We start from the raw sequence: 25,245 nt of genomic DNA, 5'->3' as shown, positions 1-25,245 counted from the left end.
GGAAACCATGATAAATATTTTCAATTTTTGGCTTAAAAAATTTAAATGCCTTTTTGCCGATAAAAAGCCAAGCGATTCTATTGCTGATTTGCAAGAACAAGCTGCAAATGGCGATCAATACGCACAGACAGAATTAGGCTTTATGTATTACCATGGCAATGGTGTTGTTGCCAATAAGCAAGAAGCCAATCGGCTTTATCGCCTTGCCGCTGCACAAGGTAATGCGCAAGCACAGTTTAATCTTGCACTTGCCTATCAACATGGTCAAGGTATTTTGCAAGATAAACAATTGGCTTTGCATTGGTATAGGCTTGCAACCCAGCAAAATTTTGTACCAGCACTGGTTAATCTTGCCTTAATGTATGAAACTGGCGACGGCATCCCACTAAATTATGATGAGGCTGTGCGGCTATACCAATTAGCGATAGAACAAAAAAGCGCTATTGCCCATATAAACTTAGGTGCCATGTATCAAAGAGGCGATGGCATTAAAAAAGATGACCATGAAGCCTTTAGGCTATTTTATTATGCTGCCGAACAGGGATTTAAAAATGCCCAATACTGCTTAGGCTTTATGTATGAAAATGGCAATGGCGTTGAAAAGGATATAGGAAAAGCTATCCAATGGTACACGCTTTCGGCTGAACAAGGTTCTGATCTAGCCCAATTTGCCCTAGCCAATCTTTATCAAGCTGGTGATGACATCCCGCAAGACATGCAAAGAGCAATTTTTTGGTATCGTCTTGCAGCAAAACAACGACACAGTGGCGCACAAGCCAATTTAGGCCTTATCTACGAAAAAGGCGATGGGCTTCAACAAAATATTGCTGAAGCGATTAGATTATATCGATTGGCGGCAGAACAGGGTGATAGTAACGGGCAAAATCGGTTAGGCAGCGCCTATAGGAAAGGATTGGGCGTTGAGAAAAATGTAACTGAAGCTCTGCGCTTATTTAATCTATCGGCAAATTCTGGTAATATATTTGCACAAATGAACCTTGCAGTTATTTATGATCTAGGTGAATTATTAGAAAAAAATTCTGCCAAAGCAGTCCATTGGTACCGCTTAGCCGCCCTTCAAAACTTTGCACCAGCGCAAGCAAGGCTTGCGGTTATGCTAACCAATGGTGAAGGCTGTGCGGTAAACAAAGCAGAAGCCTTGCGCCTTGTTCAATTAGCCGCAGCACAAGGCCATGAAGCTGCACAAAATAATTTAGCCTTATTATATGAAAGCGGCGATGGTATAGAGCAAAATACCAAAGAAGCATTGCGCTTATATCATCTTGCTGCCGAACAAGGCTATAGCGAAGCGTTGCATAATCTTGCAGTCATTTATGAAAATGGTGACGGGGTAGAACAAGACATAGAAAAAGCCATGGCTTATTATCATTTGGCAGCAAAACAAGGTCTCACAGCATCACAAATTAATCTTGCGCTATGCTATCGCAACGGTAAAAATGTAAAGCAAGATATTAATGAGGCAATAAGACTTTACCGCCTTGCCGCCAATCAAGGTAATGCTAATGCACAAATGTTACTTGCATTATTATACAAAGATGGGGATGGCGTTAAACAAAACTTGCAAGAAGCCGTTCGCTTACTCCGTCTCGCCGCAGACCAACAATATGCAAGGGCCCAATTGTTGCTTGGCACACTTTTTTATCAAGGAAAAGGCGTTTCAAAAGATATGGATGAAGCTTTAAAGTATTTTCATCTTGCGGCAAAGCAAGGCGATGTGTTTGGTCAATTAACCTTAGCTGCTTTATTTGAACAAGGTGAGTTCATCCAACAAGACCGGCAGCAGGCACTGCATTGGTATAAGCTTGCTGCTGAACAAGGTAATGATATTGCGCAATATAATCTTGGCACCATTTATGAACTTGGCAAAGGTGTCGCCCCAGACATAGCAAAAGCCTTAGAATTTTACCAACAGGCCGCCGCGCAAGGTAATGAAGATGCATTAGAAAGGTTAAAAAAATAATCTATGCCAATCAAAATCTATTGCGTTTATTATATTTTAAAAATACAAAATAAAAAATCATAATTTTACTGCCCTATTGTTATCTTCATAAATTTAAAAACCTTTAAGCGAGTATAAAATGAAAAATATTTTTAAATCTGTTAAAAATTTTCTTTTTAAAAACTCTAAAGATGAAATTTCAATTTTAGATTTACAAGAAAAAGCCAAGCAAGGCGATGCCAAGGCACAAGTGCAATTGGCTGTCATGTATCTATCAGGCACGGCAATCCCCCAAGACAAACGAGAAGCGGCAAGGCTTTTTCGTCTCGCTGCAGAGCAAGGTAATGGAGAAGCACAATCCAATCTTGCAATGCTTTATCTGTCGGGTAATGGTGTTATGCAAGATATGGAGGAAGCTGCCCATTGGTGCAAACTTGCCGCAGAGCAAGGAATTGTAGCTGCCCAAGTAAACCTCGGTCTTATGTATGCAAATGGTGATGGTGTTGAGCAAAATGAAAGTGAAGCCATACGCCTTTATCGTTTGGCGGTTGAGCAAGGCGATAGTATCGGGCAACTTAACCTAGGCATAATGTATCAAAATGGCCAAGGGGTAGAACAAGATTATGTTGAGGCAGCGAGGCTATTTCGGTTAAGTGCAAAGCAAAATAATAGAACCGCACAATATTATTTTGGTTTTATGTATGAAAATGGTTTGGGCTTTAAAAAAGATAGCAGCGAAGCTGCCAAATGGTATAAATTATCAGCTGAACAAGGTGATGCCGATGCCCAGTGTAAATTGGCTATAGCCTATCAGACCGGCGAAGGTTTAAAGCAAGACAAACAAAAAGCTGTTCATTGGTACCGTTTGGCCGCTAAACAAGGACAAAATTTTGCGCAAGCTTTTTTGGCTAATATGTATCAACATGGCGATGGTGTAGAAAAAAACACTGCTGAAGCCCTACGGCTTAACCGTCTTGCAGCCGAAAAAAATGATGCGGTAGCACTAAATAGCCTCGCTATCATGCATCTTACCGGTGATGGTGTTCCTAAAAACCCAAAAGAGGCATTAAAACTTTTAAAAAAATCAAGTGAACTTGGCAATAACCTTGCAACATATAATCTTGCCCGCATGTTATACGATGGTGATGGGGTAGCAGTAGATAAACCACAAGCTCTGGAGTATTTTAAACTTGCCGCTGAACAGGGCATGGCTGAAGCACAATTTTGCTTAGCGGCTAAATATGATACTGGCGAAGATGTTATTGCCGATAAGCAAGAAGCTGTACGCCTATATAGCCTTGCTGCTGCAAACGGTCATGACTGGGCGCAGCTACATTTAGCAATGCTATATCAATTGGGTGAAGGTGTTAAACAAGATAAGCAAGAAGCGGTGCGTCTTTGTCAATTGGCAGCAGATCAAGGCAATATGGAGGCACAATATAATTTGGGTCGTATCTATGACGCTGGCAACGGTGTTGCAGAGGATAAAGTAAAAGCGGCACAGTTTTTTAAATTAGCTTCAGATCAAGGCTTTGATAACGCCCAATATGCCCTAGCCCGTATGTACGCTGATGGTGAAGGCGTTAAAAAAAATATCGATGAAGCGGCAAGATTATATGGATTGGCGGCAGATCAAGGCCATCATTGGGCGCAGTTTAACCTCGGCATTTACTATGAGCAAGGCTATAGCGTTCAACAAGATGTAACCAAAGCGGCAGAGCTCTATCAACTCGCAGTAGAACAGGGCAATTCCGGCGCGCAAATTAACCTTGGCTTTTTATATATGTTTGGCACAGGCGTAGAAAAGGACATGAAAGAAGCTCTACGCCTTTTCCATCTTGCTGCTGAACAAGATGAGCTATTCGCACAGTTAAATTTGGGAGTACTTTATCAAGATGGCGAGGATGTAAAACAAGATTTACAGCAAGCAATGCACTGGTTTCGTCTTGCGGCTGAAAAAGGCAATGCCGATGGACAATTTCATTTAGGGCAACTCTATAGTAATGAGCAAAACTCAAATTATGATAAAGAAAAAGCATTAAAATGGTTGCATCTTGCGGCGGAGCAGAACCATCAAAATGCGCAAGAACTGTTAAAAGAACTTGATAATTATGTACCACCGCTAACACATTAATTTTAGTAATACATTCGTTTTGGTAGCGCATTATTTGGGGAGAAATTGTAAAAAATATGCTCGGTAAAATCATGTTTTTTAAAAAAAGTCTAACCTTCGACAATTTTCATTATCTAAGACAGGCTCAATTAAAAAATAGAACCCTGCAGTTAAAATCCTATTTAATTGAAATAATGATGAATTTTTATATGGTTTTTTATCAACAATGTGATAGAAGATTTGAGGCTATGCCAAGCCTCCCCCCTCCAGATGGGAAAGCACTTTTTGTGTAGGTATAACGATCTAAGTAACAGCTAATATCGCGAGATGATATGAGGAGGGATTGTCATAAATTTGCGATTTAAGGTTGTTAATTTTATGAACAATATTCAAAGAATACCACTTCATCAACTAAAACGCCAAGCCAAACAATTGGTGCGCTTAGAAAAAATCGCCCATGTGAAAGCATTGAACCGCATTGCTAGGGAAAATGGGCATAAAAGCTGGACCTTGCTGCTGCGTGCTTATCAAAGTAATAAATTCGGCGATTTATTTACCAAGTTTAAAAATGGTGATTTGATTTTAGTGGCAGCCCGACCAAGGCAAGGTAAAACACTTTTAAGTTTAAAAATAGCGCGTGAGGCAATCGCATTTGGTCATAAAGGTGTATTTTTCACTCTCGAATATAACCAAATGGACGTTCATAAACGTTTACAAAAAATTGGTGTTGCGCCAAATCAATGGCTAGAAAAGCTTATCATTGATACTTCAGAAGATATTTGCGCCAACTATATTATAAATATTACAAAAACAATGCCATCGAGATCTTTTGCGATTATTGATTATTTACAATTATTAGACCAAAGGCATGACAAGCCACCACTAATCGAACAAATATCCTTGTTAAAAACATTTGCCATGCAGCAAAAAATTATTCTTATTTTCATCAGCCAAATTGATCGAAAATTTGAATTAAGCGGACGCAATTTTCCTGATTTAATCGATATACGACTACCTAATCCAATTGATCTTACCTTGTTTGACAACATATGCCTTTTGCATGAAAAAAACCTTAAGCTAGTTAGCCCAACCGCATAATGTGCAGACATTGGTTGTTTTGCACAAGCGATTCAACCTCAATTGTCATTTCACCGATAGGATTATCCTCACAATCATCTACATCATCAATATGTTGGCAACGATAAATTATACTATAATGAGTTATGCAAAATAGGGGATAAAAAATACTTGTATCAAGGCTGCAAAAGCAAAGAGAAAAAGCCAATTATTTAGTCCAACCACATTAAAACCTATAGCATTATTCATAGCATCAACAACTATTCCCAGTATGATTGGTGGCCATATTAATGCAGCTTTACTCATACACAATAGTAAGAATTAAGAGAAAATAGTCCCAAACACTGTTTGATCGTCAAATCAAAAACTATAATTCGATATTATCCCCTCTTAATGCAATAATTACTCTATTGCTGATGGGATCATAAACAGGTGCATTAAAGGTGCTAGGTGGCTTGTTAGAAATAATTTTTATATATTTAAAAGTTAAATTTATAATAGCCCTTATCCCAATAAAAGTATTAAGAGAACTGCCAAAAGCAGCTCTTTAATATCCACTGTTAAGGAAGTTAAAATGAAGTTATATTTTTATTACCCCAATGTAGACAATTCTGAAATTGTATTTTACACTCTAGATTCAATTAAAGTTATAGGCTGGGATAATGAATTTTCAGTATCATTTGCATCAGCAGATGAATGTATTAATTATCAACCATCTGGTGATGTAGATCTTGACCTTATTAATGAATCATATCGTCCTTCTTCTTTTGTCGAATTACAACTCAATGGATATGAAGACATTTTAATGGGGTATTTCCCAGTAAGCGATGAATGGAAATGTGGTGAGCCTATGATAAAGTATCTAGGCCCACGAGTTTATTTTAATAAGGTCACTCCATAATTTAAGAGCTAAAATAAATCCCATTTTGATTAAAAAAAAATTTTGAACCACTTGCTCTTGATGATAAAAGTTGGCGAAATGCAGCAGGTGCTGCAAAATTGAGTAAAGCCTATCGCGTCACTATGGCACGGCTAGTGGAACCAAAGATCCTAATAGTGAATGGGTTCATTTTACCACATTTATAGGCTATGTATGCTTTTATTATAATTCGTCCTTTGGGTTGTTATAAAAATCAAATGCACCAAATAAATCAAAATAATTTTGTGCCATTAAACAAACAAAAAGATATTATTGATATAAACGACAAAACTATTTTTCTTGAAAGGTTCGGATCAAACATGTTTCGTCTTACACGGCATTCCTTGTTTATCATCTGTTTAATGTTTGGCACGCTGGCAGCATTGATAAGACCAGGGCAGGCACAGCTTGTTGTGGATGTAACGGCTAATCAGTTTAAGCCGATTCCTATCGCAATCACTGATTTTTTATCAGGTGATCAAACAGGGGCTGAAATTAGCCAAATTATTGCCGCAGATCTTGAGCGTTCGGGTCTTTTCCAACCGCTTGATCAAACGGCATTTTTAGAGCGCATTACCAATCCTGATGCGATTCCGCGCTATAATGATTGGCAACAAATTGGTGCACAAGGCCTTGTTACAGGGCGCGTTGTAACCCAACCTAACGGTCAATTGCGTGTTGATTTCCGTCTTTGGGATGTTTTCAAGCAAGATCAGCTTGAAGGGCGCTATTTTATATCCTCGGTTGTGACGACAGCTTCAAAACGCCGCATTGCCCATCAAATCGCTGATATTATTTATGAAAAAATGACTGGTGAAAGCGGCTATTTTGACACACGAATCGTATTTATTGATGAAACAGGTCCACGTAATAAGCGTGTTAAGCGTCTTGCGATTATGGACCAAGATGGTGCTAATGTTAGCTATTTATCTACCGGACAAGAGCTTGTTTTAACACCGCGCTTTTCGCCAACCCAGCAAGAAATTACCTATATGGCCTATGGCAGTGATAATGTGCCAAGGGTCTATTTGCAACAAATTGAAAGCGGACAAAGAGAGCCAGTTCCTTTTAGCAATATGACCATTGCGCCACGTTTTTCACCCGATGGGCAAAAGGTTGTCATGAGTCTTTTGCAAGATAATGGTAGTTCCAATCTTTACGTTATGGATTTGCGCTCACATATGACTACGCGCCTTACATCAACCTTAGCAATTGATACATCAGCATCTTATTCGCCCGATGGTAGTAAGATTGTTTTTGGTTCTGACCGTTCTGGAAAGCCAAAACTTTATGTGATGAATGCTGATGGTAGCGATCAAAAGCCAATTTCTTTTGGTGATGGTAGCTATTCAACCCCAGTTTGGTCGCCACGCGGAGATTATATTGCCTTTACCAAGCAATTGCAGGGGCAATTTTCCATCGGTGTTATGCGTCCTGATGGTACTGATGAGCGTATATTAACTAGTGGCTTCCATAATGAAGGCCCTACTTGGTCGCCAAATGGCCGCGTAATCATGTTCTTCCGTCAAGATCAGGGCAGAGGCGCAAAGCTTTATACAATCGATGTTTCTGGCCGCAATGAACGTCAATTACCAACCCCAAATGACGCATCAGACCCAGCTTGGTCACCTTTGTTAAAATAATTATTCAAAGCAAATGCAAAAATAAAAAGGCACAGATTATTCTGTGCCTTTTTCATTTGCGTAAAACTTTTATCCTTATGATAATTCTACCAAAGCGCGTTCTAAACCTTCCGCAACCAGTTGGTCCGCACGCTGCTGACTTGCCGCTTCACTATAGCAACGTAGTTCTGGCGCATTGCCAGAGGCGCGAAAATGGATAATTTCGCCATTTTGTAAAATAACCCGCAAACCATCAATTGCGTCCCAGCTTTTAATGGTGCCAAAAGGTTTAAAAAAGCGAATACGCTCAGTACCATTGGAAAGCAGGATAAGAAATTTTTCGGTTTTTTCACTTGGAATGCCTTGCACACGGCTGCTAGCGGTAAAGCGTAGTGGTAATCCCTTACAAAGCGCATTAATCGGCAAATTATTCATTTGCGCTAGACCTAAAACACATAGAATCGGTAATAATGCATCGCGGGTTGGCAAGGCTGGTAGAACACCATTTTCTAAAGCGGCATCGCTGCCAAGCAATACGCCACCATTAGCCTCAAAACCTATAATCATTGATGAGCCATCTTGCTCGGCTTCGTTCATATCGGCAATAACATAAGGCGAGCCAACTTTACTGCGATAAACATGGGAAAACCAGTTAGAGGTTTCAACAAGTGATGTTGAGGTGACCGGAGTTACCACGGCATCGGCATTTAAAAATTTTGCCGTCAGCATACCAAGAATATCACCACGCAAAAAATTACCGTCACTATCAGCAAGCAATGGTCGATCACCATCGCCATCGGTGGAAATAAGCGCATCAAGATCATAATCCTTGACAGCTTGCTTGGCAATGTCACGGTCTTCTTGGCGCAAAGCTTCGGTATCAACAGGGATAAAATATTCTGCACGGTGAAGCGGAATTACCTCCGCTCCAAGCTCGGCAATAATATCCACCATGACATCGCGGGCAACCGAGCTATGCTGATAAACGCCAATGCGCATTGATGAAAGGCTAGCAAAGGGAAGAACTGAAAAAGCCCGTTGGCGGTAGCGATCAAGCGCGGCAAGCGAACTATAGGGTAAAACTTCAAAGTCATCATAGGGGGCATGGTCAGGCAAACAGTTTAAAATTCCCTGTTCATCAACCTTGGTAATTTCACCATCTGGGCGATAGAATTTTAAACCATTGCGATCTTCAGGAATATGACTACCTGTCACCATTATTGCGGGGCTTTGCTCATAAAGAGCGGATAATGCCAGTGCTGGGGTTGGTAATCGGCCATAATTCTTAACTTTATACCCCTCTGCAATAGCTGCCGCCATCACGGCATTAGCAATACGTTGGCTGCTTTGGCGCAAGTCACGACCAACCAATAATGTACTATCCTTATTGATAACCTCACATTGGCGTAAAAAACTTAAAAATGCGATCGTATAACGCTGGCAAATTTCATCATCAAGCTCCTCTACCAAGCCACGTAAACCGCTGGTACCAAATTTCAAATCGCCCATGATATAGATCTACCCTAATTGGAATGAATGGATGCGTTGCTTATGCTAAATTGTCATGCTGTTGCATTTTATTGATAAAATCAAGAGACACTTTTTCTCATACGTCACCACATAAATGAAAAATAAATTTGGTGATTGAAATCAGTATTTTGATTTTTATAAAGCCTTACGATAAGTCCTGTCTTTTAAAGATTCGTAAAATCCATGACTTAGCTGAGAATTCTTCTAAACTTTCAGATCATAAAATACAGTTAAAAAGCCAAAAAAAATGCATTTTGAAATAGGATTGCTTAAATTTGAGCTAGAAGGATAAGTTTTTTATCTTTATATATCACACTATAAAATGGAAATGTTGGCAACTGCTCATACATCTTCTATAAGGTGGATAGGCTATGTGCCAGATTAAATGAAGCCAAGGCTTTTTATAAATTTTAAGGATATATCCCATGAATGCGCCGCTTGGTAATGTTGCTGAAGCCCTACAAGAAGAGGCTGCTCCATCTTTTCCTATTCCTGCCAATGTTTTTGCTGAAAAGGTGACGGAAGTTAAGCATTATACCGACCGCTTATTCAAATTTCGTATTACGCGGCCAGAAAGTTTTCGCTTCCGCTCTGGCGAATTCATCATGATTGGCTTGCCAAATGCTGAAAAGCCAGTTTTTCGCGCCTATTCTATTGCTAGCCCCTTTTGGGACGAAGAAATTGAGTTTTTCTCAATCAAGGTTCCAGGTGGGCCACTTACTGAGCATTTGCAAAAAATTAAAGTAGGTGACACAGTATTAATGCGCAAAAAGCCAACCGGTACTTTGGTGTTGGATGCGTTAATTCCCGGCAAGCGGCTTTATCTTTTATCAACCGGCACTGGCGTTGCTCCTTTTGCTAGCCTTATCCGTGATCCAGAAACTTATGAAAAATATCAAGAAGTGATTCTTATTCAAACAACCCGTGAATTGGCGGAGCTAGATTATGCCCGTGATCTAGTTAAACAAGTGAATGAAGATCCACTCATTGGTGAATTTGCTAATCAATTGAAATTTTATCCTATGACCACTCGTGAACAATCGCCCCATATGGGCCGTATCACCGATACCATGCTTTCGGGACAGTTTTTCAAAGATACTGGCTTGCCAGCAATTAATATAGAAGAAGACCGCGTGATGATTTGCGGCTCAATGGCAATGCTCAAGGATTGCGCGGCGATGTGCGAAACATTTGGTTTGGTGGAAGGTGCTAATAATGCACCAGCAACTTATGTCGTTGAGCGTGCTTTTGTCGACTAATCAAAGACTTTGAAAGTCAAACACCAATAAAAAGACATCCCAAATGGGCTTAAAGCTTTAACTCTTTGGGATGCCTTGACATTGCAATGTAACAGCCTATTTGCGATATTTATCCTTATATTGTAGGTTAAGAATTTGCGTAATATTTAATAAAAACGCATATCGTAAAAAAACAGTATTGTGGATGGTTCAAAAATTAATCCCATCATCCAATATTCGCAATAATTAGGTCAAGGGCATGAATAAGACAGCGCTTTTAAGCTTTATTTTTTTAGGGGTTATTTGGGGAACAAATTTTGTTTTTATAAAATGGGCATCTCCCTATCTTGATGCTGCACAAATAACTTTGCTTTGCGTTATTTTTGGATTTATCCCTGTTTTTTTCTATGCACTATATAAAAAAGCATTGCATGTTTCGCAATTGCGATACTGCCACCATTTCATCATCATGGCTTTACTGGTGATGGTCGTTTATTATTTTGCTTATGCCGAAGGGGCGATACGCCTACCGGTCAGCACCGCTGGTCTTTTAAGTGGCACTGCACCACTTTTTACTTTTTTATGTGCCTTATTATTTTTAAAAGAGCAAAAAATTACTTGGCTCAACGCCTTTGCTATTTTTATTGGTTTTTGCGGTATTGCGCTGCTTGGCAATCCCTTCGCTGAAAGCCATGCTTTTGATATGATCGGTATTGGCTATATGATTCTAGCGTCATTAAGCCTTGGTGTTTCCTTTGTCTATGCACAAAAATTTTTGATGCCGCTTAATATTCCCATCATTGCATCAACCACTTATCAATTAGGGTTTGCAATTATTATCCTTTTACCGTTTATTCCATTAAATAATATTGCCCCAATTTTTAACGATCCCAAAGCATGGATTGGCTTAATTATTGGCCTTGGCTTATTAAGTACCGGTGTGGCTTATGTCGCATATTATTATATTGTTGAAAAATCAGGCGCGGTTTTTGCCTCCAGTATTGTATATGTTCCACCGATTGTTGCCCTTGCCCTTGATATATTTGCATATCATCACAATGTTGGACTAAATAGCTATTTGGCAATTATTTTCGTTTTGGCTGCAGTTGCACTGCTTGAGCTTGATTCATTTAAAAACCGTGCGCCAGCAATTTAAAATTGTACATTGCCAATTCCTTTTAATATGATGCACATTCTTTGCATAGTAAATGAAAAGCATGTTTTTTAAACCTAAAACCATTAAAGAAGCCTATAGCGACAACTTTGTTCTGTCGGATAGGACTTTACCCTTAAAAGTTATAACCAATAGCCGCGCCAAAAGATTAACGCTCCGCATTGTAAGTGGTGGCAAAGGCTTAAGGGTAACAGTGCCACCGCGTACCAGCAAAAAGGCAGTTGGTGAATTTTTAAACCGCTATAAAGGTTGGCTTGAGACGAAACTTAGCCATTTACCACCACCGAGCCTTGAAGAACCGATGCTTAAATCAGGCGTCAAGATTCCGATTTTTGGCAAGCCTCACCGCATTTGTCATTTGGAAGGGCGCGGAACAACAAGCTTAGTGCCGAATAGTGAAGCCGACCCTCAAATTTTGGTTTATGGCGCAGAAAAGCATCTACCAAGACGGCTGAAAGATTTTCTCATAAAACAAGCAGAATTGGTGATTACGCCTTTGGTGGCAAAATATGCAAGCGAAGTTGGTCGCAAACCAAAATCCATTCGTTTTAAAGATACAACGAGTCGTTGGGGATCATGTACCAGTGATGGGGCATTATCATTTTCATGGCGCATTATGATGGCGCCACACAACGTCATTGATTATCTAGTAGCGCATGAAGTGTCTCACCTCATTGAAATGAACCACAGCAGCGATTTTTGGAATCTATGTGAAAAGCTTTGCCCCGAATCTAAAAAATGTCGGGCTTGGTTAAAACGTAATGGGCAAAGTTTACACGCGATTGACTTTGCATCCATCTAAGGAAATTCCTTAATGTAACTTATTTCACAATCGATTTGCCCTAGCCGCCCATTTGCAGCAATTGCCCTCATTAGATAGAATCTACCGAGTAGGCGTAAAAGTTCTTTCGCAATTAACGACCGACAATCTGGCAAACAAAAAAATAAAAAAATAAAAAAAGAAATTATTTTATTTTTTGACCGAATCCGTTTCGATTCTGCTTAAAGTTTGAAAGATTCGCCCATCTTTTATTAGGAATAAGGCATATTTGCCATGGTTTAGCATCGAACATGGACGAACAAAGGCGCAATTATGTCAAAAACGAGATGAGTTAACATTTTGTTTACTAAAGAATTTTCGCTTTTTCGCTTTTTTCGGTAAGTTTGTGCACATTTCGCTAGGTGTGGCTTTTTTACTACAGACTTTTTTGCTAGAGCGACTATATTGAACTTAATTGCAGTTCTTTGCATGGAGAAATGAAAATGAATATTAAGTATCTTATCGCAGCATCAGCTGCAGCCCTTATCGCAGCAACAGCAGCAAACGCAGCTGATATCGTTCAGCCAGCTCCTTATGAGCCAGCTCCAGTTGTAACAGTTCCTACATTTAGCTGGACTGGTGCATATGTTGGTGGTCAGATCGGTGGCACTTGGTCAGATTCAAATGTTAAATCTGAACGTAACATTGGCTTCTTGCCAGTTGGTTACACTCAAGGTGTTAACTGGAGCCCAGATGGCAACGGTTTCGTAGGCGGTCTTTATGCTGGTTACAACTTTGAAGTTGGCAACAACATCGTACTCGGCGCAGAAACCGATTTCGTATGGGGCGACGTAAAAGACAGCTACTCTTCAGTTGCACGTTATGGCATTGACCCATTGTCACCTTATAACTACAACAGCGAAGGCAACATCAAGCAAAAATGGGCTGGTGCTACTCGCGTTCGTGTAGGTTATGCAATGGATCGTTTCATGCCTTACGTAGCTGGCGGTGTTGCTTACACTAAAGTTGACACTAATGGTCGTAACTATTTGACAAGTGCAAACCCAGCAAGCCTTGCTGAAGTTCCAGGCTCAAGCCTTGGTTATAGCACTTCAAACACAATGACCGGTTGGACAATCGGCGCTGGCGTTGACTATGCAGTAACAGATAATGTTCTTGTACGTCTTGAATACCGCTATGCTGATTATGGTGATAAGACAAACACTTATACCCATACAACTGGCCAGACCTTCAAAGAAAAGATTGACTACAAGTCAAACGACGTTCGCGTTGGTGTAGCTTACAAGTTCTAATCTGAATTTGTTTCTATTAGAAAAGCCCCGTGCATTGCGCGGGGCTTTTTTATTGCCGTTTATAATCTAGGGGGCTGCCCCTCTTAGGTTAAAATATTGATGTCATCGAAAGCTCATCAAATATTTCCTCTTCACCAAAGTTCATGGTCTTTAGATATAACCCAAAGGCAAATAGAGCTCGCAACATAAACTTGATTGAGTTTTTTTAATTGGTGTTAGCTGATGTAGATTATTGCGATATTATTTATTTATTTGCAGGTGAGTTAAACATTGACGCTTTGTTCAACTTATTGCTCTTAAAAATGTTTTAAAGCACATTTAAACGAAGCCACTGCTATGAAGTGCTGCATATTTGATGTTTGTCGCCGCATTTGACGCTATAATGATTCGTCTTTTGCTCTGTCATTCGATAGTTATAGCTTTTTAAAAGCCGTTCAATTAACTAAAGCTGATTTCCCATGAGCTTTTCATGTGCTTTTTTTACAAAAAATTGCAGTTTTTGGGTATTTCATTTTGGATGACGAGCGTATTTTACATTTAAGCATTTGGAAATAAATGCACTCCCACGATAAAATCGCCATTAAGTGCCTACCTTATGAAGCTCTTGACCAAAACGGATAAGATCCGCAAGGGTTTTTGCCTTCATTTTTTGCATGACATTGCCACGTCGTACTTTAACTGTAATTTCACTCACATTAAGTTCGGCAGCAATTTGCTTGTTTAAAAAGCCTTGTACCACATAATCCATAACAGCGCGTTCACCACTATTTAGTAGACTATAACGACGTTGCAATTGAACATGACTATCTTTATGGCGCAGGTTTTCTTCGCTCACAGTCAATGCACGGTTAATTGCTTCTAATAAATCTTGATCGCGAAACGGTTTTTCCAAAAAATCAACCGCACCGCGCTTCATAGCGGTAACTGACATAGCAATATCACCATGGCCTGTAATAAAAATTACCGGAATATCGAGGTCAAAATTTTTCATCTTATCGTGAAAATCCATGCCACTTTGGCCCGGCATTCTTACATCAAGCACAAGACAAGATGCACAATGGGGATGCTCGGCACTTAAAAATGTTTCCACATCGGCAAAGGATGCTGTTTCTAGATTGACTGATGCTAATAAATCATCAAGTGCTTCGCGCACAGCAAGATCGTCATCAATGACATAAACCAGTTTTCTTGTATCCGTCATGGCTCACTCCGATTAATTTTATTTTCAGGTAAGGAAATGCTAAAGATTGCCCCACCTTTCGGATTATGTTCGACTGTAATAATGCCGCGATGCGCCTCAACAATAGCACGGCACAAGGTTAAACCAAGGCCAGTGCCCCCTTCTCTGGTCGTCCAAAAAGCATCGAATATTTGGGTTATTTGTTGGTCGCTCATCCCACAACCGCTATCAATAACTGATAATTGAACACGGTGTTGATAATAATCGGTTACCACAAGTATATTGCGTTCTTCCGGTCTTTTTTGCCGTACGGCTTCAATCGCATTCAAAATAATATTGGTAATAACTTGTAACATTTGCACCTTATCGGCGTTAATTAACAAAGGCTGCTCATCTTTTTCCCATTCAAGGTGTATGAGATGGCGCTCAATTAAATGGCTCGCAAGGGCAATAGCCTCTTCAACAATATCGTTGAGATCATAGGCTTGTTTATGTGGCGTTTCATTTTTAGCAAGTGAGCGAATGCGGGTAATAACATCAGATGCACGGCTAATTTCACGGTTTATTCGTTCTAAGGCAATTAATGCTCGTTCTACCTCAACTGGATCTTTTTTCAACCAATTACGACAAGCATCAGCGCTCGATCCGGCGGCGGCAAGCGGTTGATTAATTTCATGAGCAATAGAGGCGGTTAATTCTCCTAGACTTTTAATACGGGCAACGCGGTTTAATTGTTGCGTTGCCTTAAATGCTAAATCTTCAGCATTTTGTGCGCGCGTTACCAAATAGCTAGTCAATATAAGAGCCATTAAAGCAATAACACAATTAACAAGACCTGCTTCTGGCGCGCCGCTACGGGTTAAAAAGAAGGATAAAACCGTGAGCCCAATACAAATAACGCTTAATATCCATATGCCGCGCTGACTCAAAAAACGTGCGCTGATCAATATGACAACAATATAAAAAACCGCCGCAGCAATTTCTAATCTTGAAATAGTATCAAGAATAAAAATAATGCCAAGGAGCGGGGCAAGAGCAGCTTTGGTGAACAGATTTTTGATTTTCAGCCTTGTATTCCTATTCATGCCAATGTCGTCATGCCTTTTTATCGCATTTTGTAAAATGAAAATAGTCTTAATTTTTTGCCAGGTAATATCTTGTCTAAATACAGCTAATATGGATTGAGATTTTTGTTAAATGAAAAATGTTCAAAAAAATAAGAGCTAAAAATGCCTTAAAGGTGATAGGGATATTTGCAAGCTCCACCCAATTATTCATTGGTCAAAAATCCTGGCAGGGATAGAATAGGAATGGGAGGACAAATTGACAAATATCCCTATCACTTTTAAGGCAATAAGTCGGTCTTTACTGTTTAACAATCGTTGCTTCAATTGTACTTAATTGACCATATCCGCTCGAAGCTTCTTGGTCTTGCTCACTATCTGAAAAAAGCTTTCTCAAGCTGGCATGCAAAGGGCAAATAAGATAGATTCTCAAAATTGTTGCACCAGCAAAGAGCAAAACAACTAAAGCTGCCAATATTTGTTGACCAAAACCAGCAAGGGTCATAGCTTCAAACATATCTTGTCTCCATATCGGAACTTGTTTTTTGCCAAAAGCATTCCATATGGCCAGTTGCTGGATCACGCACCCATTTGCAAACCATGTTAAGCTCATTTACTTGACGCTGCTGAGGAGCTGCATTTTGCAATGCTACTTCTGCAAATTTTCTTTTTAAGTAAATACCAATAAATTGAGCTGGATTGGTTGAGAAACGGCCATTATTTTTGGCAGAGAAATTGCGGGCAAAACCGCGATTGGTGTTCATTGTCATTTTAGTACCTTTCTAGCCAAAGCTTTAAAAGGCACATTTACTGCGACCTTTAAAAGCTTTTACGGCTTATTTTTAATATGTAACTACTGTCGCAGTCGGGCATTATTTTCATCTTTCCCATAAAAATTGGATTTGTTTACTTTGCCTGTCACATGAAAGAAAGGCAACCATGCATAGGCATAGAAAACATATACTTAGGTATATCATTTCTATGATTATGGATAATTGTTTTATGCCTGCAGTCTGTGGCATCAGTGTTTTAGCTTGGGATGAAAATTCCAACAGGCAAAAGATGCGGCTTTATAATGGAGGCCCTCAAGGCTAAGCAGCAGCATTTGCTTTCTAATTAACAAATAACCTTTCTTTTCAACAATAGTGGGTGATGTGTTTCACACATCACAGTTTTGTTGGCACAATAATAAAAACATCGATCAACTAATTCATAAATCAAAGCGCTAATGCTTAAAGTTGGAATTAGTTACAAGGTAAAAGCTTGGTTTTAGGGATTTGCCAATGGCAGATATATCTAACACCCGGCTTTTCACTGGAGATAGTCATATGGATGACCCCGACAGTATAGACGCCGACGATATAGGACGAAGTCGGCAGAAATATAAAGAATTTAAAGAATGCAAAAACGCGCTCAAAGTGGTTAGAGTAGCCTTAAGGTAACTCCTTAATGTTGCTCGCTTAGGCGCGCGACAGGAGTTTGCCATGACAAGCAACAAAAATTTGTCACATAACGACCCAAAGTCCAATTCTTCTAAGCATAAAGCTAATGGGAAGAATGGTGGCTTTAATGCCCAAGCGGCACGCGAGGCGCAAAATAGCCTTGAAAACACCTTAAATAACCTCCATGCGAGCCTTGATGGCTTGACAACAGCCGATGCACAAGCTCGCTTTAGCAATGACGGCCCAAATGAAGTCGCTCATGATAAGCGGCCACCTGCCTTTATCCAGCTTTTAATTGCTTTTAAAAATCCATTCATCTTTGTTCTGCTTATGCTAGCGGCAATCCAATTTGTAACTGATTATTGGTTGCCCTTGCGTGCTGGCGAAGAAACAGACCTTACTGGTGTTATCATTGTTCTTACCATGGTAATGATCAGCGGTATTTTGCGCTTTTGGCAAGAATATCGCTCTGGTAAAGCGGCAGATGCCTTAAAAGCAATGGTGCGCACAACCGCAACGGTGTTACGCCGTGCAGATAATTCATCTGAGCCAAAGCGTATGGAAATTGCCATGCGAGAACTGGTCAGCGGTGACATTGTTTATCTTTCAGCTGGTGACATGATTCCAGGCGATGTGCGTCTTATTGATTCACGTGATCTTTTCGTGTCTCAAGCCGTTCTTACGGGTGAAGCTTTACCGGTTGAAAAATATGATACATTGAGCGCTGTCAGTGAAAAACATGCCGATGCAGTAGCAAGTGAAAAAACTGAAATTCTTGATCTACCCAACTTGTGCTTTATGGGTACGAATGTGGTGAGTGGTAATGCTAAGGCATTGGTTATCGCAACTGGTCCATCAACCTATTTTGGTTCCTTGGCAAAATCGGTAGTGGGCACACGCTCACAAACCGCTTTTGATCGCGGCGTTAATTCGGTTAGTTGGCTGCTTATCCGCTTTATGTTGGTCATGGTACCGATTGTTTTTGTCATTAACGGTCTTTCAAAAGGCGATTGGCTTGAGGCGTTCCTGTTCTCTGTTGCGGTTGCTGTTGGTCTTACCCCTGAAATGTTGCCATTGATTGTGTCGGCCAACCTTGCCAAGGGTGCTGTATCTATGGCAAAACGCAAAGTTGTGGTCAAGCGGTTGAACGCCATTCAAAATTTTGGTGCGATGGATGTTTTATGTACCGATAAAACAGGCACATTGACACAAGATAAAATTATTCTTGAACACCATATCAATAATTTTGGTGCCAAAGATAATCGCGTGTTGGAACTTGGTTGGCTTAACTCATTCCACCAAAGTGGTATGCGCAATTTGATGGATCAGGCGGTTGTTCACTCTGGGCAATCTTTCCAAGATGATCCTTCTATGCGCGCATATCGCAAGGTTGATGAAATTCCCTTTGATTTCATGCGCCGGCGCTTGTCTATCGTCCTTGAAAATATGAAAAAAGATCATATCCTTGTCACCAAGGGCGCAGTTGAAGAAATGCTTTCCATTTCATCCTATTGGCGCGATGGCGAAGAAGCCCGTCCCATGGATGCCATGGCACGACAAAAATTAACTGAAATTGCCGAACTTTATAATCGTGATGGCTTCCGCGTGTTAATCGTTGCAACACGCCGCTTGAAAGAGGAAGAAAAGGCAGAACTTTATAAAACTAGCATTGAAAGCGATCTTATTGTTGAAGGCTTTTTAACTTTCCTTGATCCTCCCAAGGAAACTGCGCGTCCTGCCATTGCTGCCTTGCGCGAAAATGGTGTTGCCGTCAAAGTTTTAACTGGTGACAATGCGATTGTGACCACCAAGGTTTGTCGTGAAGTTGGTCTTGAGCCGGGTGTGCCTTTATTGGGCCGCGAAATTGAGGCTATGGGCGAACATGAATTACGCGAAAAAGTTGAAGAACGCACTGTATTTGCTAAATTGACACCATTGCAAAAGTCTCGTGTACTAAAAGCCTTGCAAGCCAATGGCCATACAGTGGGTTTCCTTGGTGATGGCATTAATGATGCGCCAGCCTTGCGCGATGCAGATGTGGGTATTTCGGTTGATACAGCTACCGATATTGCCAAGGAAACAGCCGATATTATTCTGCTTGAAAAAAGTCTAATGATCTTGGAAGAAGGTGTTATCAAGGGTCGTGAAACTTTTGGTAATATTATGAAATATCTTAATATGACTGCAAGTTCCAATTTCGGTAATGTATTCTCAGTTCTAGTCGCAAGTGCCTTTATTCCGTTCTTGCCAATGCTTGCTATTCACTTGCTCTTGCAAAACTTGCTTTATGATATTTCACAATTATCCTTGCCTTGGGATAAAATGGATAAGGATTATCTTGCCAAGCCCCGTAAGTGGAGCGCCCGTAACATTGGCCGTTTCATGCTTTATATTGGGCCAACATCGTCCATCTTCGATATCACCACCTTTGCCCTTATGTGGTTTGTCTTTGCCGCCAATTCGGCTGAAATGCAATCATTGTTCCAATCTGGTTGGTTTATTGAAGGCTTGCTATCACAGACTTTGGTTGTGCACATGTTGCGTACTCGTAAGATTCCGTTCATTCAAAGCACGGCTGCCTTGCCTGTCCTATTAACAACCAGCGTGATTATGGCTATTGGTATTTATATTCCATTCTCACCCCTTGGTCATTATGTTGGGCTTGTTCCATTACCATGGAGCTACTTCCCATGGCTTGTCGGTACATTGTTTGCCTATTGCTGCGTTGCACAAGGTATGAAGGTATTTTATATCCGCAAATTCGGTGAATGGTTCTAAGATTAAATTTTTAAATTAAAAAATGCCCTGCATAAGTTGTTGCGGGGCATTTTTTATTTGACATATAGTTGTAAGGCTCATCTTGTATAAAAAGGCAATATGTAACCTAAGAGGGAATTAATCATGAGTGATAAGCCACAATTTTTGAAAGATAGTAAAGTTTGCAATTTGATATTTTTAGCTAATGATCTTGATGAAACGCAAAAATTTTATGAAGATCTTTTAGGTTTAAAAGTCACCCGCCTTATAGATGAAGACGAAACCTTTTTAATTGTTAATCAAAATGACGGTGTTGAGTTGGTTTTCTTTGAAGGTGAAGTTGAAGGTTCAACTTTTCCTGTTACAGTTTTTAACTTACCCAATGGTGGCATTAATAAGATTGTCGATGGCTTGGAGCAGGCAGGCATTACTATTATTAATGGTGTTTCGCCAGTTCCAGGTGGTTTGTCTGCCGATTTTGAAGATTGTAATGGTTATGTTCTATCTATCTGCCAAAACGAAGACCAACCTTTATAATTCTAAAGGTTTATAATTACCTTTGTTAGTTTAATACAATAAATGCCAATTGAATTTTAAATTGGCATTAATTAAAATCTTTTGAAAAATTTTATTTAAATTATTTAATAAGTTATACTGGGGAAAATATGATTAGATTATTGGTTGTTTTATTTGTTTTGCTTTCGCTTAGTAGCCAATCAAAAGCAACTGAAATTACCATGCCTTTTGGCCCCAATATAGAAAAATTAGTGCTGCCTGATGATTGGACCTTTGAAATAATACCCTACGCCAAAAGGGCTAATCTTTATTATTTATCAAATGGTCAGAGTACGATAAGAATTTTTGACCACGATAATAGTGACCGTGATGATAAGCTTTTACTATGCAAGCCAAGTATTGACTTATATAAATTATCACCATGCGCTGAAAACACTTTTCAATATAAAAATTTATTAAGCTACTCAGAACTTAGATATGATTGCCATGATGAAAGTTGTAACAATCTTATAAAAATCATTAAAAATAATTATATCGAGAAGAAAAGTTTCACTTTTGACGGTAAGACATTTGCTATTGGTGAGAAATGGCATCCTTTTACACGTACAAAATTTGGATTAATCGAAGTTTATGGATTTTCCTTTGAAGATCAAATAGAGCAAAGTATTATGATTATTCGCCGAAAGGCTACAAAGAGTGATAATATTGCGCGGCTCCTCAATAATATAGGCTTTTACGATTTTGCTAAAAATGAATTTGTTGCAGAGCAAATTGCTCAAAATGAGTACAATTTTTATGCCCTATGGCCTCAGCCTAACAAAATGTTAATGAATATTGACATTGATGAAAATTTTAATTTTTATGTGGCGCATATCAACCAAGAAAATCTTGTTGGTATCGAAGATTTGTTTAATTTTTTATCGCAAAAGTTTGAAAATCATAAGACACTAGACAGACCTGAGACTATAATAGCTCAAAAAAATATGCGCGTTGAAATAAGTGACGGCTATAATTTTAAATATATTTATGGTTTAGGCTTTTGTAACCAATATAAAACCTTTGATGATTACGTTGCCTTTATAAAATCTAATAGCCATCTTGACTGGGCTAAAGCTGATTACCAAGGAAATGAAGCAATTAAGGCTGAATATACTTACAGTAAATCTACAAAGACCACCAAATTTTATAAAATGTGTATCGATGGAAAAACAAAAACTGTAATTAATTTTTTTCAGCAACAAGAAAACCAACAAGCTTATGATGCAATCGATAATAAGTTAACGCAAGGGTTGAAATAATTTTCGCATAAATAGCCAATCCATTTTTACCTAAAAAGGTTTAAAGCGGATAAGGTCAACTCCATTTTTTAGTGCCTTAATTGATGAAAAAATATCTTATTATTTTGCTTTTTGAAACGCACCTTTGTATTACTTTTCAAGTGGGGGAATCCCCCCCTATTTTGATTATCACTAAGCCGTTCAATGGTTTCGTCTTGCTTACGCATTATGAAACAGCTTATATGTGGATGGCGGTTGCTTCCTCTTTAAAGCAGAGTGAAAAAACGACTGAAATTAACATTTAATGATTAAAATGCGGCAATTTTGCCGCGGGTTTTAATTGCATGGTGGTTTAATGAAACGTTTTATTATTGCTGTAATTGGTTTTATTATCATTGCTTTTACTAGCATTGCTTTTCTTTATATCCATTATGGCGATCATATCACTTTACGACTGCGCGCCGATCTTAATGACCCTTATGCCCAGCATAATTTGGGCGTATATTATTTAAACGGGGATGGCGTCACTAAAGATAAAACAGAAGCCGTTAAATGGTTTCGCCGCGCTGCAGAACTTGGGTTAGATGATGCCCAAAGCAATTTAGGCGTGATGTATTTAAGAGGTGAAGGTGTTGCCGAAAACTACGAAGAAGCGCTTAAATGGTTTCAATTAGCAGTTGAACAAAATAATTCAATGGCGCAATTTAATCTTGCTTATATGATTGAAAATGGGCTTGGTATTCAAAAAGATATTGAAGATGCAAAACGCCGGTATTTTTTATCTGCCGAGCAAGGCAATGCCAATGCCCAATATGCCATTGGTCTTTTATATTATTTTGGCAAATCAATGCCTGTTGATTATACAATCGCTGCCAAGTGGTTTCAAAAAGCTGCAGATCAAGGTTTGGCAGATGCTCAAAATAATCTTGGTAGTCTTTACAGTGCTGGTGATGGGGTTAAACAAGATTATGTTAAAGCAATATCACTCTTCAAACAATCGGCAGCTAAAGGCAATGTTGCAGCACAGACAAATCTAGGCGATCTTTATTTTGCCGGTAAAGGAACCGAGCAAAGTGCAATTGAAGCCGCAAAATGGTACAAATTAGCCTCTGATCAAGGTGATGCATATGCCCAGACTAAACTTGCAGTTTTTTATCAAACCGGCGTTGGAGTTGAGAAAAATATAAGCAAAGCACTCGATTTATTTAAAAGTGCTGCAGAGCAGGGCAATGTTAATGCGCAATATCGTTTGGGCAAAATATATGAAGAAGGAATTGAGGTTAAACAAGACTATAAGGAAGCTGCCAAATGGTATTTATTGGCTAGCGAACAAGGTGACATAAATTCTCGCAACAATCTTGGTATGCTTTACATGTATGGTAGGGGTGTAGAGCTTGATTACAAAAAAGGTGTAGCGTTGATTAACACTGCCGCCCAAGCTGGACTCGCGGATGCTCAAACCAATTTGGGTGTCGCTTATAAAAATGGCACTGGTGTCGATCAAAATTATAGCTTAGCGATTGAATGGTTCGAGCGTGCTGTTGCGCAAAATTATCCGGAAGCTCAAAATAAGCTTGGTTTAATCTATATGAACGGCATGGGCGTAAAAAAAGATTACTCGAAAGCCAAATATCTTTTTCAATTAGCTGCTGATCAAGGCTTAGCTATTGCACAGAATAATCTTGGTTTGATTTATATCAGTGAAAACAATGTTAAACCCGATTTTGAACAGGCAGTAAAGTGGTTTGGCCGTTCAGCAGATCAGGGGGAAAAGGCTGCTCAATATAATTTGGGTCTTATCTATCTTAACGATCATCCTGGAATTAAACAAGATTATGCTAAATCAGCGCGTTTATTTAAATTGTCGGCTAAACAGGGCTATATAAAGGCACAAACTAATCTTGGATTTTTTTATTACTACGGTCATGGCGTGAAGCAAAATTATAGTGAAGCACTAAAATGGTTTAGCATTGCGGCTAAAAAGGGCGAGCCAGAATCACAATATTATTTGGCACTTATGTTTATGGAGGGAAATGGCGTTCAACAAAACAAAGAAACAGCTTATATGTGGAGCGTGCTTGCACTGTCTTTCAACTATAGTCAACGCAATCTCGACTTACAAAACACTATCGGCAAGAACTTAACCAAAGAAGAAATAACAGCCGCAAAAGCGGCTGCATCATTGTGTTATGAATCGTCTTTTACAAATTGCATTATTGAATAAAGCTTTAGGCCAGTTGATTGAGATTTTTGGTTAAAGCGGCAATTTGTTGCTCAAGCGCTTCAATCATTTCTGGATCATTGTCCCATTCCTCAAGAAAAAACCAGTTTTCATCAGGCGGACTGACCATATTTTCTAAAATTTCGATAGCTTTGGTTAAAACCGGGCGCAAATCATCAAGCCTATTGCTTGGCCAAACATAGGGCCGCCCCAAAGTTTCAAGCAAATAACAAGCAGCGCGAAACGCGCAATAATCCTCATTGGCTGGATCAAAATTTTCAATCAGAGTAATAATTGGCGAAAAATCCTTATCTTGCCAAAAATTTGCAAACCAATCTGCCGCCTCATCATTTCCCCAAGGCTTTACACTCCAAGCGCCCATTTTTTTCTCCAAAATTTCATTAATTATTGATACGTTTTGATATGATAATCTTAAGACTCATCTTGGTTGTCTTTAAGATCAAGTGAATGGCGAGCTAAAAGCGGTGTTTGCAAAATTAAAAAGATGATGGTGATGGGCATTGTGCCCCAAACCTTGAAATTTGCCCAAAAATCATCGCTGAAATTGCGCCAGATAACTTCATTTAAAACCGCTAAGAAAATGAAAAAGCATGCCCAGCGAAAAGTAAGCTTGCGCCAACCTTCAGCATCTAGTCGAAAAGCTGAATCGAAGACATAGCCAAGCAGCGAGCGACCAAATAATAGCCCACCAAATAAGATAATACCAAATAAAGTATTGATAATTGTTGGCTTCATTTTAATGAAAATATCATTATGCAACCAAAGAGTTAAGGCGCCAAAAAACACCACGAATATACCAGATACCAAGGGCATAACTGGAATAGTACGGGTTAAAATCCATGATAGGATAAGGGCAACCACAATCGCCACCATAAAAATAGCCGTGGCTGGAAAAATTGGCTTATCAAAGCTTGAAAAAAAACTGATATTGTCGATAAGCCATTGCCCTTTATAATTGGCAAAAAAGAACAAAACCAATGGCCCCATTTCCAATATTAACTTACCCATTGGCGACATTTGCGCCTTTTTTACCGCTGCAGCATCATCTGGATTTGGTTCAA

At 39.4% G+C, this 25,245-nt stretch carries 20 protein-coding genes; 13 read left to right on the top strand and 7 right to left on the bottom strand.

What is annotated here, in order from left to right:
* The first annotated feature begins 7 nt into the window (after window positions 1–7).
* The 5 genes from N6B01_RS13405 (at window position 8) to tolB (ending at window position 7,712) form a co-directional block, all read left to right on the top strand.
* Entirely contained in the window at window positions 8–1,981 is a 1,974-nt protein-coding gene (locus N6B01_RS13405; protein ID WP_262079230.1) for an SEL1-like repeat protein, read from the top strand.
* A gap of 118 nt (window positions 1,982–2,099) precedes the next feature.
* Window positions 2,100–4,094 carry an SEL1-like repeat protein gene (locus N6B01_RS13400; RefSeq protein ID WP_262079229.1) on the top strand — a complete coding sequence of 665 codons (1,995 nt, stop codon included), beginning with the start codon at window positions 2,100–2,102 and terminating at the stop codon, window positions 4,092–4,094.
* A 357-nt stretch (window positions 4,095–4,451) separates the two neighbouring features.
* Window positions 4,452–5,171, top strand: coding sequence for a DNA helicase (locus tag N6B01_RS13395; RefSeq protein ID WP_262079228.1), 720 nt, complete (start codon window positions 4,452–4,454; stop codon window positions 5,169–5,171).
* A 553-nt stretch (window positions 5,172–5,724) separates the two neighbouring features.
* Window positions 5,725–6,051 carry a hypothetical protein gene (locus N6B01_RS13390; protein ID WP_262079227.1) on the top strand — a complete coding sequence of 109 codons (327 nt, stop codon included), beginning with the start codon at window positions 5,725–5,727 and terminating at the stop codon, window positions 6,049–6,051.
* 338 nt (window positions 6,052–6,389) lie between these two features.
* Window positions 6,390–7,712, top strand: a complete 1,323-nt coding sequence (gene tolB / locus N6B01_RS13385) for a Tol-Pal system beta propeller repeat protein TolB (protein WP_182418241.1) — start codon at window positions 6,390–6,392, stop codon at window positions 7,710–7,712.
* 75 nt (window positions 7,713–7,787) lie between these two features.
* Here tolB and N6B01_RS13380 read toward each other — a convergent pair whose 3' ends face one another.
* Window positions 7,788–9,200, bottom strand: coding sequence for a phosphomannomutase (locus tag N6B01_RS13380; RefSeq protein ID WP_262079225.1), 1,413 nt, complete (start codon window positions 9,198–9,200; stop codon window positions 7,788–7,790).
* 446 nt (window positions 9,201–9,646) lie between these two features.
* On the opposite strand from N6B01_RS13380, the gene N6B01_RS13375 reads away from it, so the two are divergent.
* The 4 genes from N6B01_RS13375 to N6B01_RS13360 all read left to right on the top strand — a co-directional run bounded on the left by N6B01_RS13375 (window position 9,647) and on the right by N6B01_RS13360 (window position 13,706).
* Window positions 9,647–10,480, top strand: a complete 834-nt coding sequence (locus N6B01_RS13375) for a ferredoxin--NADP reductase (protein ID WP_182418239.1) — start codon at window positions 9,647–9,649, stop codon at window positions 10,478–10,480.
* Window positions 10,481–10,718: 238 nt separating this feature from the next.
* Window positions 10,719–11,615: a DMT family transporter gene (locus N6B01_RS13370; RefSeq protein WP_182418238.1), complete on the top strand. Its 897-nt coding sequence runs from the start codon at window positions 10,719–10,721 to the stop codon at window positions 11,613–11,615.
* A 61-nt stretch (window positions 11,616–11,676) separates the two neighbouring features.
* Complete coding sequence (locus N6B01_RS13365) at window positions 11,677–12,435, top strand: M48 family metallopeptidase (RefSeq protein WP_262079223.1); 759 nt, start codon at window positions 11,677–11,679, stop codon at window positions 12,433–12,435.
* 461 nt (window positions 12,436–12,896) lie between these two features.
* Window positions 12,897–13,706 carry an outer membrane protein gene (locus N6B01_RS13360; RefSeq protein WP_182418236.1) on the top strand — a complete coding sequence of 270 codons (810 nt, stop codon included), beginning with the start codon at window positions 12,897–12,899 and terminating at the stop codon, window positions 13,704–13,706.
* 580 nt (window positions 13,707–14,286) lie between these two features.
* On the opposite strand, the gene N6B01_RS13355 is transcribed toward N6B01_RS13360, so the two are convergent.
* The 4 genes from N6B01_RS13355 to N6B01_RS13340 all read right to left on the bottom strand — a co-directional run bounded on the left by N6B01_RS13355 (window position 14,287) and on the right by N6B01_RS13340 (window position 16,720).
* Entirely contained in the window at window positions 14,287–14,907 is a 621-nt protein-coding gene (locus N6B01_RS13355; protein WP_262079221.1) for a response regulator transcription factor, read from the bottom strand.
* Window positions 14,904–15,971: a sensor histidine kinase gene (locus N6B01_RS13350; RefSeq protein ID WP_262079219.1), complete on the bottom strand. Its 1,068-nt coding sequence runs from the start codon at window positions 15,969–15,971 to the stop codon at window positions 14,904–14,906. Before N6B01_RS13350 ends, N6B01_RS13355 begins: the two co-directional genes overlap by 4 nt.
* Window positions 15,972–16,251: 280 nt before the next feature.
* Window positions 16,252–16,467 carry a hypothetical protein gene (locus N6B01_RS13345; protein WP_262079217.1) on the bottom strand — a complete coding sequence of 72 codons (216 nt, stop codon included), beginning with the start codon at window positions 16,465–16,467 and terminating at the stop codon, window positions 16,252–16,254.
* The gene (locus N6B01_RS13340; RefSeq protein WP_182418232.1) at window positions 16,460–16,720 is read right to left on the bottom strand and encodes a hypothetical protein; all 261 of its coding nucleotides are present in this window, start codon (window positions 16,718–16,720) and stop codon (window positions 16,460–16,462) included. Before N6B01_RS13340 ends, N6B01_RS13345 begins: the two co-directional genes overlap by 8 nt.
* A gap of 714 nt (window positions 16,721–17,434) precedes the next feature.
* Between N6B01_RS13340 and mgtA the strand changes: the two genes are divergently transcribed.
* The 4 genes from mgtA to N6B01_RS13320 all read left to right on the top strand — a co-directional run bounded on the left by mgtA (window position 17,435) and on the right by N6B01_RS13320 (window position 24,166).
* Window positions 17,435–20,170 carry a magnesium-translocating P-type ATPase gene (mgtA, locus tag N6B01_RS13335; RefSeq protein WP_182418231.1) on the top strand — a complete coding sequence of 912 codons (2,736 nt, stop codon included), beginning with the start codon at window positions 17,435–17,437 and terminating at the stop codon, window positions 20,168–20,170.
* A 123-nt stretch (window positions 20,171–20,293) separates the two neighbouring features.
* A complete protein-coding gene (locus tag N6B01_RS13330) occupies window positions 20,294–20,686 on the top strand; it encodes a VOC family protein (protein ID WP_182418230.1) in 393 nt (130 codons plus the stop codon).
* A gap of 128 nt (window positions 20,687–20,814) precedes the next feature.
* On the top strand, window positions 20,815–21,963 hold the full coding sequence (locus tag N6B01_RS13325) for a hypothetical protein (protein ID WP_262079214.1): 1,149 nt from the start codon (window positions 20,815–20,817) through the stop codon (window positions 21,961–21,963).
* Between the two features lie 334 nt (window positions 21,964–22,297).
* Window positions 22,298–24,166 carry an SEL1-like repeat protein gene (locus tag N6B01_RS13320; RefSeq protein ID WP_262079212.1) on the top strand — a complete coding sequence of 623 codons (1,869 nt, stop codon included), beginning with the start codon at window positions 22,298–22,300 and terminating at the stop codon, window positions 24,164–24,166.
* Between the two features lie 4 nt (window positions 24,167–24,170).
* On the opposite strand, the gene N6B01_RS13315 is transcribed toward N6B01_RS13320, so the two are convergent.
* Together N6B01_RS13315 and N6B01_RS13310 are read right to left on the bottom strand one after the other, a co-directional pair.
* Window positions 24,171–24,545 carry a DUF4259 domain-containing protein gene (locus N6B01_RS13315; protein WP_262079210.1) on the bottom strand — a complete coding sequence of 125 codons (375 nt, stop codon included), beginning with the start codon at window positions 24,543–24,545 and terminating at the stop codon, window positions 24,171–24,173.
* 50 nt (window positions 24,546–24,595) lie between these two features.
* Complete coding sequence (locus N6B01_RS13310) at window positions 24,596–25,201, bottom strand: septation protein A (protein ID WP_410007268.1); 606 nt, start codon at window positions 25,199–25,201, stop codon at window positions 24,596–24,598.
* Window positions 25,202–25,245 lie beyond the last annotated feature (44 nt).

This window comes from Bartonella sp. HY406 (genome assembly GCF_025449315.1).
Classification (GTDB): domain Bacteria; phylum Pseudomonadota; class Alphaproteobacteria; order Rhizobiales; family Rhizobiaceae; genus HY038.
This window is presented reverse-complemented; position numbering and strand designations above follow the sequence as displayed.

What these genes read in the sequence shown, in the direction of transcription:
- mgtA (WP_182418231.1), top strand. Translation starts at nt 17,435, where the DNA reads ATGACAAGCAACAAAAATTTGTCACATAACGACCCAAAGTCCAATTCT.
- N6B01_RS13340 (WP_182418232.1), bottom strand. Translation starts at nt 16,720, where the DNA reads ATGACAATGAACACCAATCGCGGTTTTGCCCGCAATTTCTCTGCCAAA.
- N6B01_RS13350 (WP_262079219.1), bottom strand. Translation starts at nt 15,971, where the DNA reads ATGAATAGGAATACAAGGCTGAAAATCAAAAATCTGTTCACCAAAGCT.
- N6B01_RS13310 (WP_410007268.1), bottom strand. Translation starts at nt 25,201, where the DNA reads ATGTCGCCAATGGGTAAGTTAATATTGGAAATGGGGCCATTGGTTTTG.
- N6B01_RS13355 (WP_262079221.1), bottom strand. Translation starts at nt 14,907, where the DNA reads ATGACGGATACAAGAAAACTGGTTTATGTCATTGATGACGATCTTGCT.
- N6B01_RS13380 (WP_262079225.1), bottom strand. Translation starts at nt 9,200, where the DNA reads ATGGGCGATTTGAAATTTGGTACCAGCGGTTTACGTGGCTTGGTAGAG.
- N6B01_RS13400 (WP_262079229.1), top strand. Translation starts at nt 2,100, where the DNA reads ATGAAAAATATTTTTAAATCTGTTAAAAATTTTCTTTTTAAAAACTCT.
- N6B01_RS13320 (WP_262079212.1), top strand. Translation starts at nt 22,298, where the DNA reads ATGAAACGTTTTATTATTGCTGTAATTGGTTTTATTATCATTGCTTTT.
- N6B01_RS13360 (WP_182418236.1), top strand. Translation starts at nt 12,897, where the DNA reads ATGAATATTAAGTATCTTATCGCAGCATCAGCTGCAGCCCTTATCGCA.
- N6B01_RS13365 (WP_262079223.1), top strand. Translation starts at nt 11,677, where the DNA reads ATGTTTTTTAAACCTAAAACCATTAAAGAAGCCTATAGCGACAACTTT.
- N6B01_RS13330 (WP_182418230.1), top strand. Translation starts at nt 20,294, where the DNA reads ATGAGTGATAAGCCACAATTTTTGAAAGATAGTAAAGTTTGCAATTTG.
- N6B01_RS13345 (WP_262079217.1), bottom strand. Translation starts at nt 16,467, where the DNA reads ATGTTTGAAGCTATGACCCTTGCTGGTTTTGGTCAACAAATATTGGCA.
- N6B01_RS13315 (WP_262079210.1), bottom strand. Translation starts at nt 24,545, where the DNA reads ATGGGCGCTTGGAGTGTAAAGCCTTGGGGAAATGATGAGGCGGCAGAT.
- N6B01_RS13375 (WP_182418239.1), top strand. Translation starts at nt 9,647, where the DNA reads ATGAATGCGCCGCTTGGTAATGTTGCTGAAGCCCTACAAGAAGAGGCT.
- tolB (WP_182418241.1), top strand. Translation starts at nt 6,390, where the DNA reads ATGTTTCGTCTTACACGGCATTCCTTGTTTATCATCTGTTTAATGTTT.
- N6B01_RS13390 (WP_262079227.1), top strand. Translation starts at nt 5,725, where the DNA reads ATGAAGTTATATTTTTATTACCCCAATGTAGACAATTCTGAAATTGTA.
- N6B01_RS13325 (WP_262079214.1), top strand. Translation starts at nt 20,815, where the DNA reads ATGATTAGATTATTGGTTGTTTTATTTGTTTTGCTTTCGCTTAGTAGC.
- N6B01_RS13395 (WP_262079228.1), top strand. Translation starts at nt 4,452, where the DNA reads ATGAACAATATTCAAAGAATACCACTTCATCAACTAAAACGCCAAGCC.
- N6B01_RS13405 (WP_262079230.1), top strand. Translation starts at nt 8, where the DNA reads ATGATAAATATTTTCAATTTTTGGCTTAAAAAATTTAAATGCCTTTTT.
- N6B01_RS13370 (WP_182418238.1), top strand. Translation starts at nt 10,719, where the DNA reads ATGAATAAGACAGCGCTTTTAAGCTTTATTTTTTTAGGGGTTATTTGG.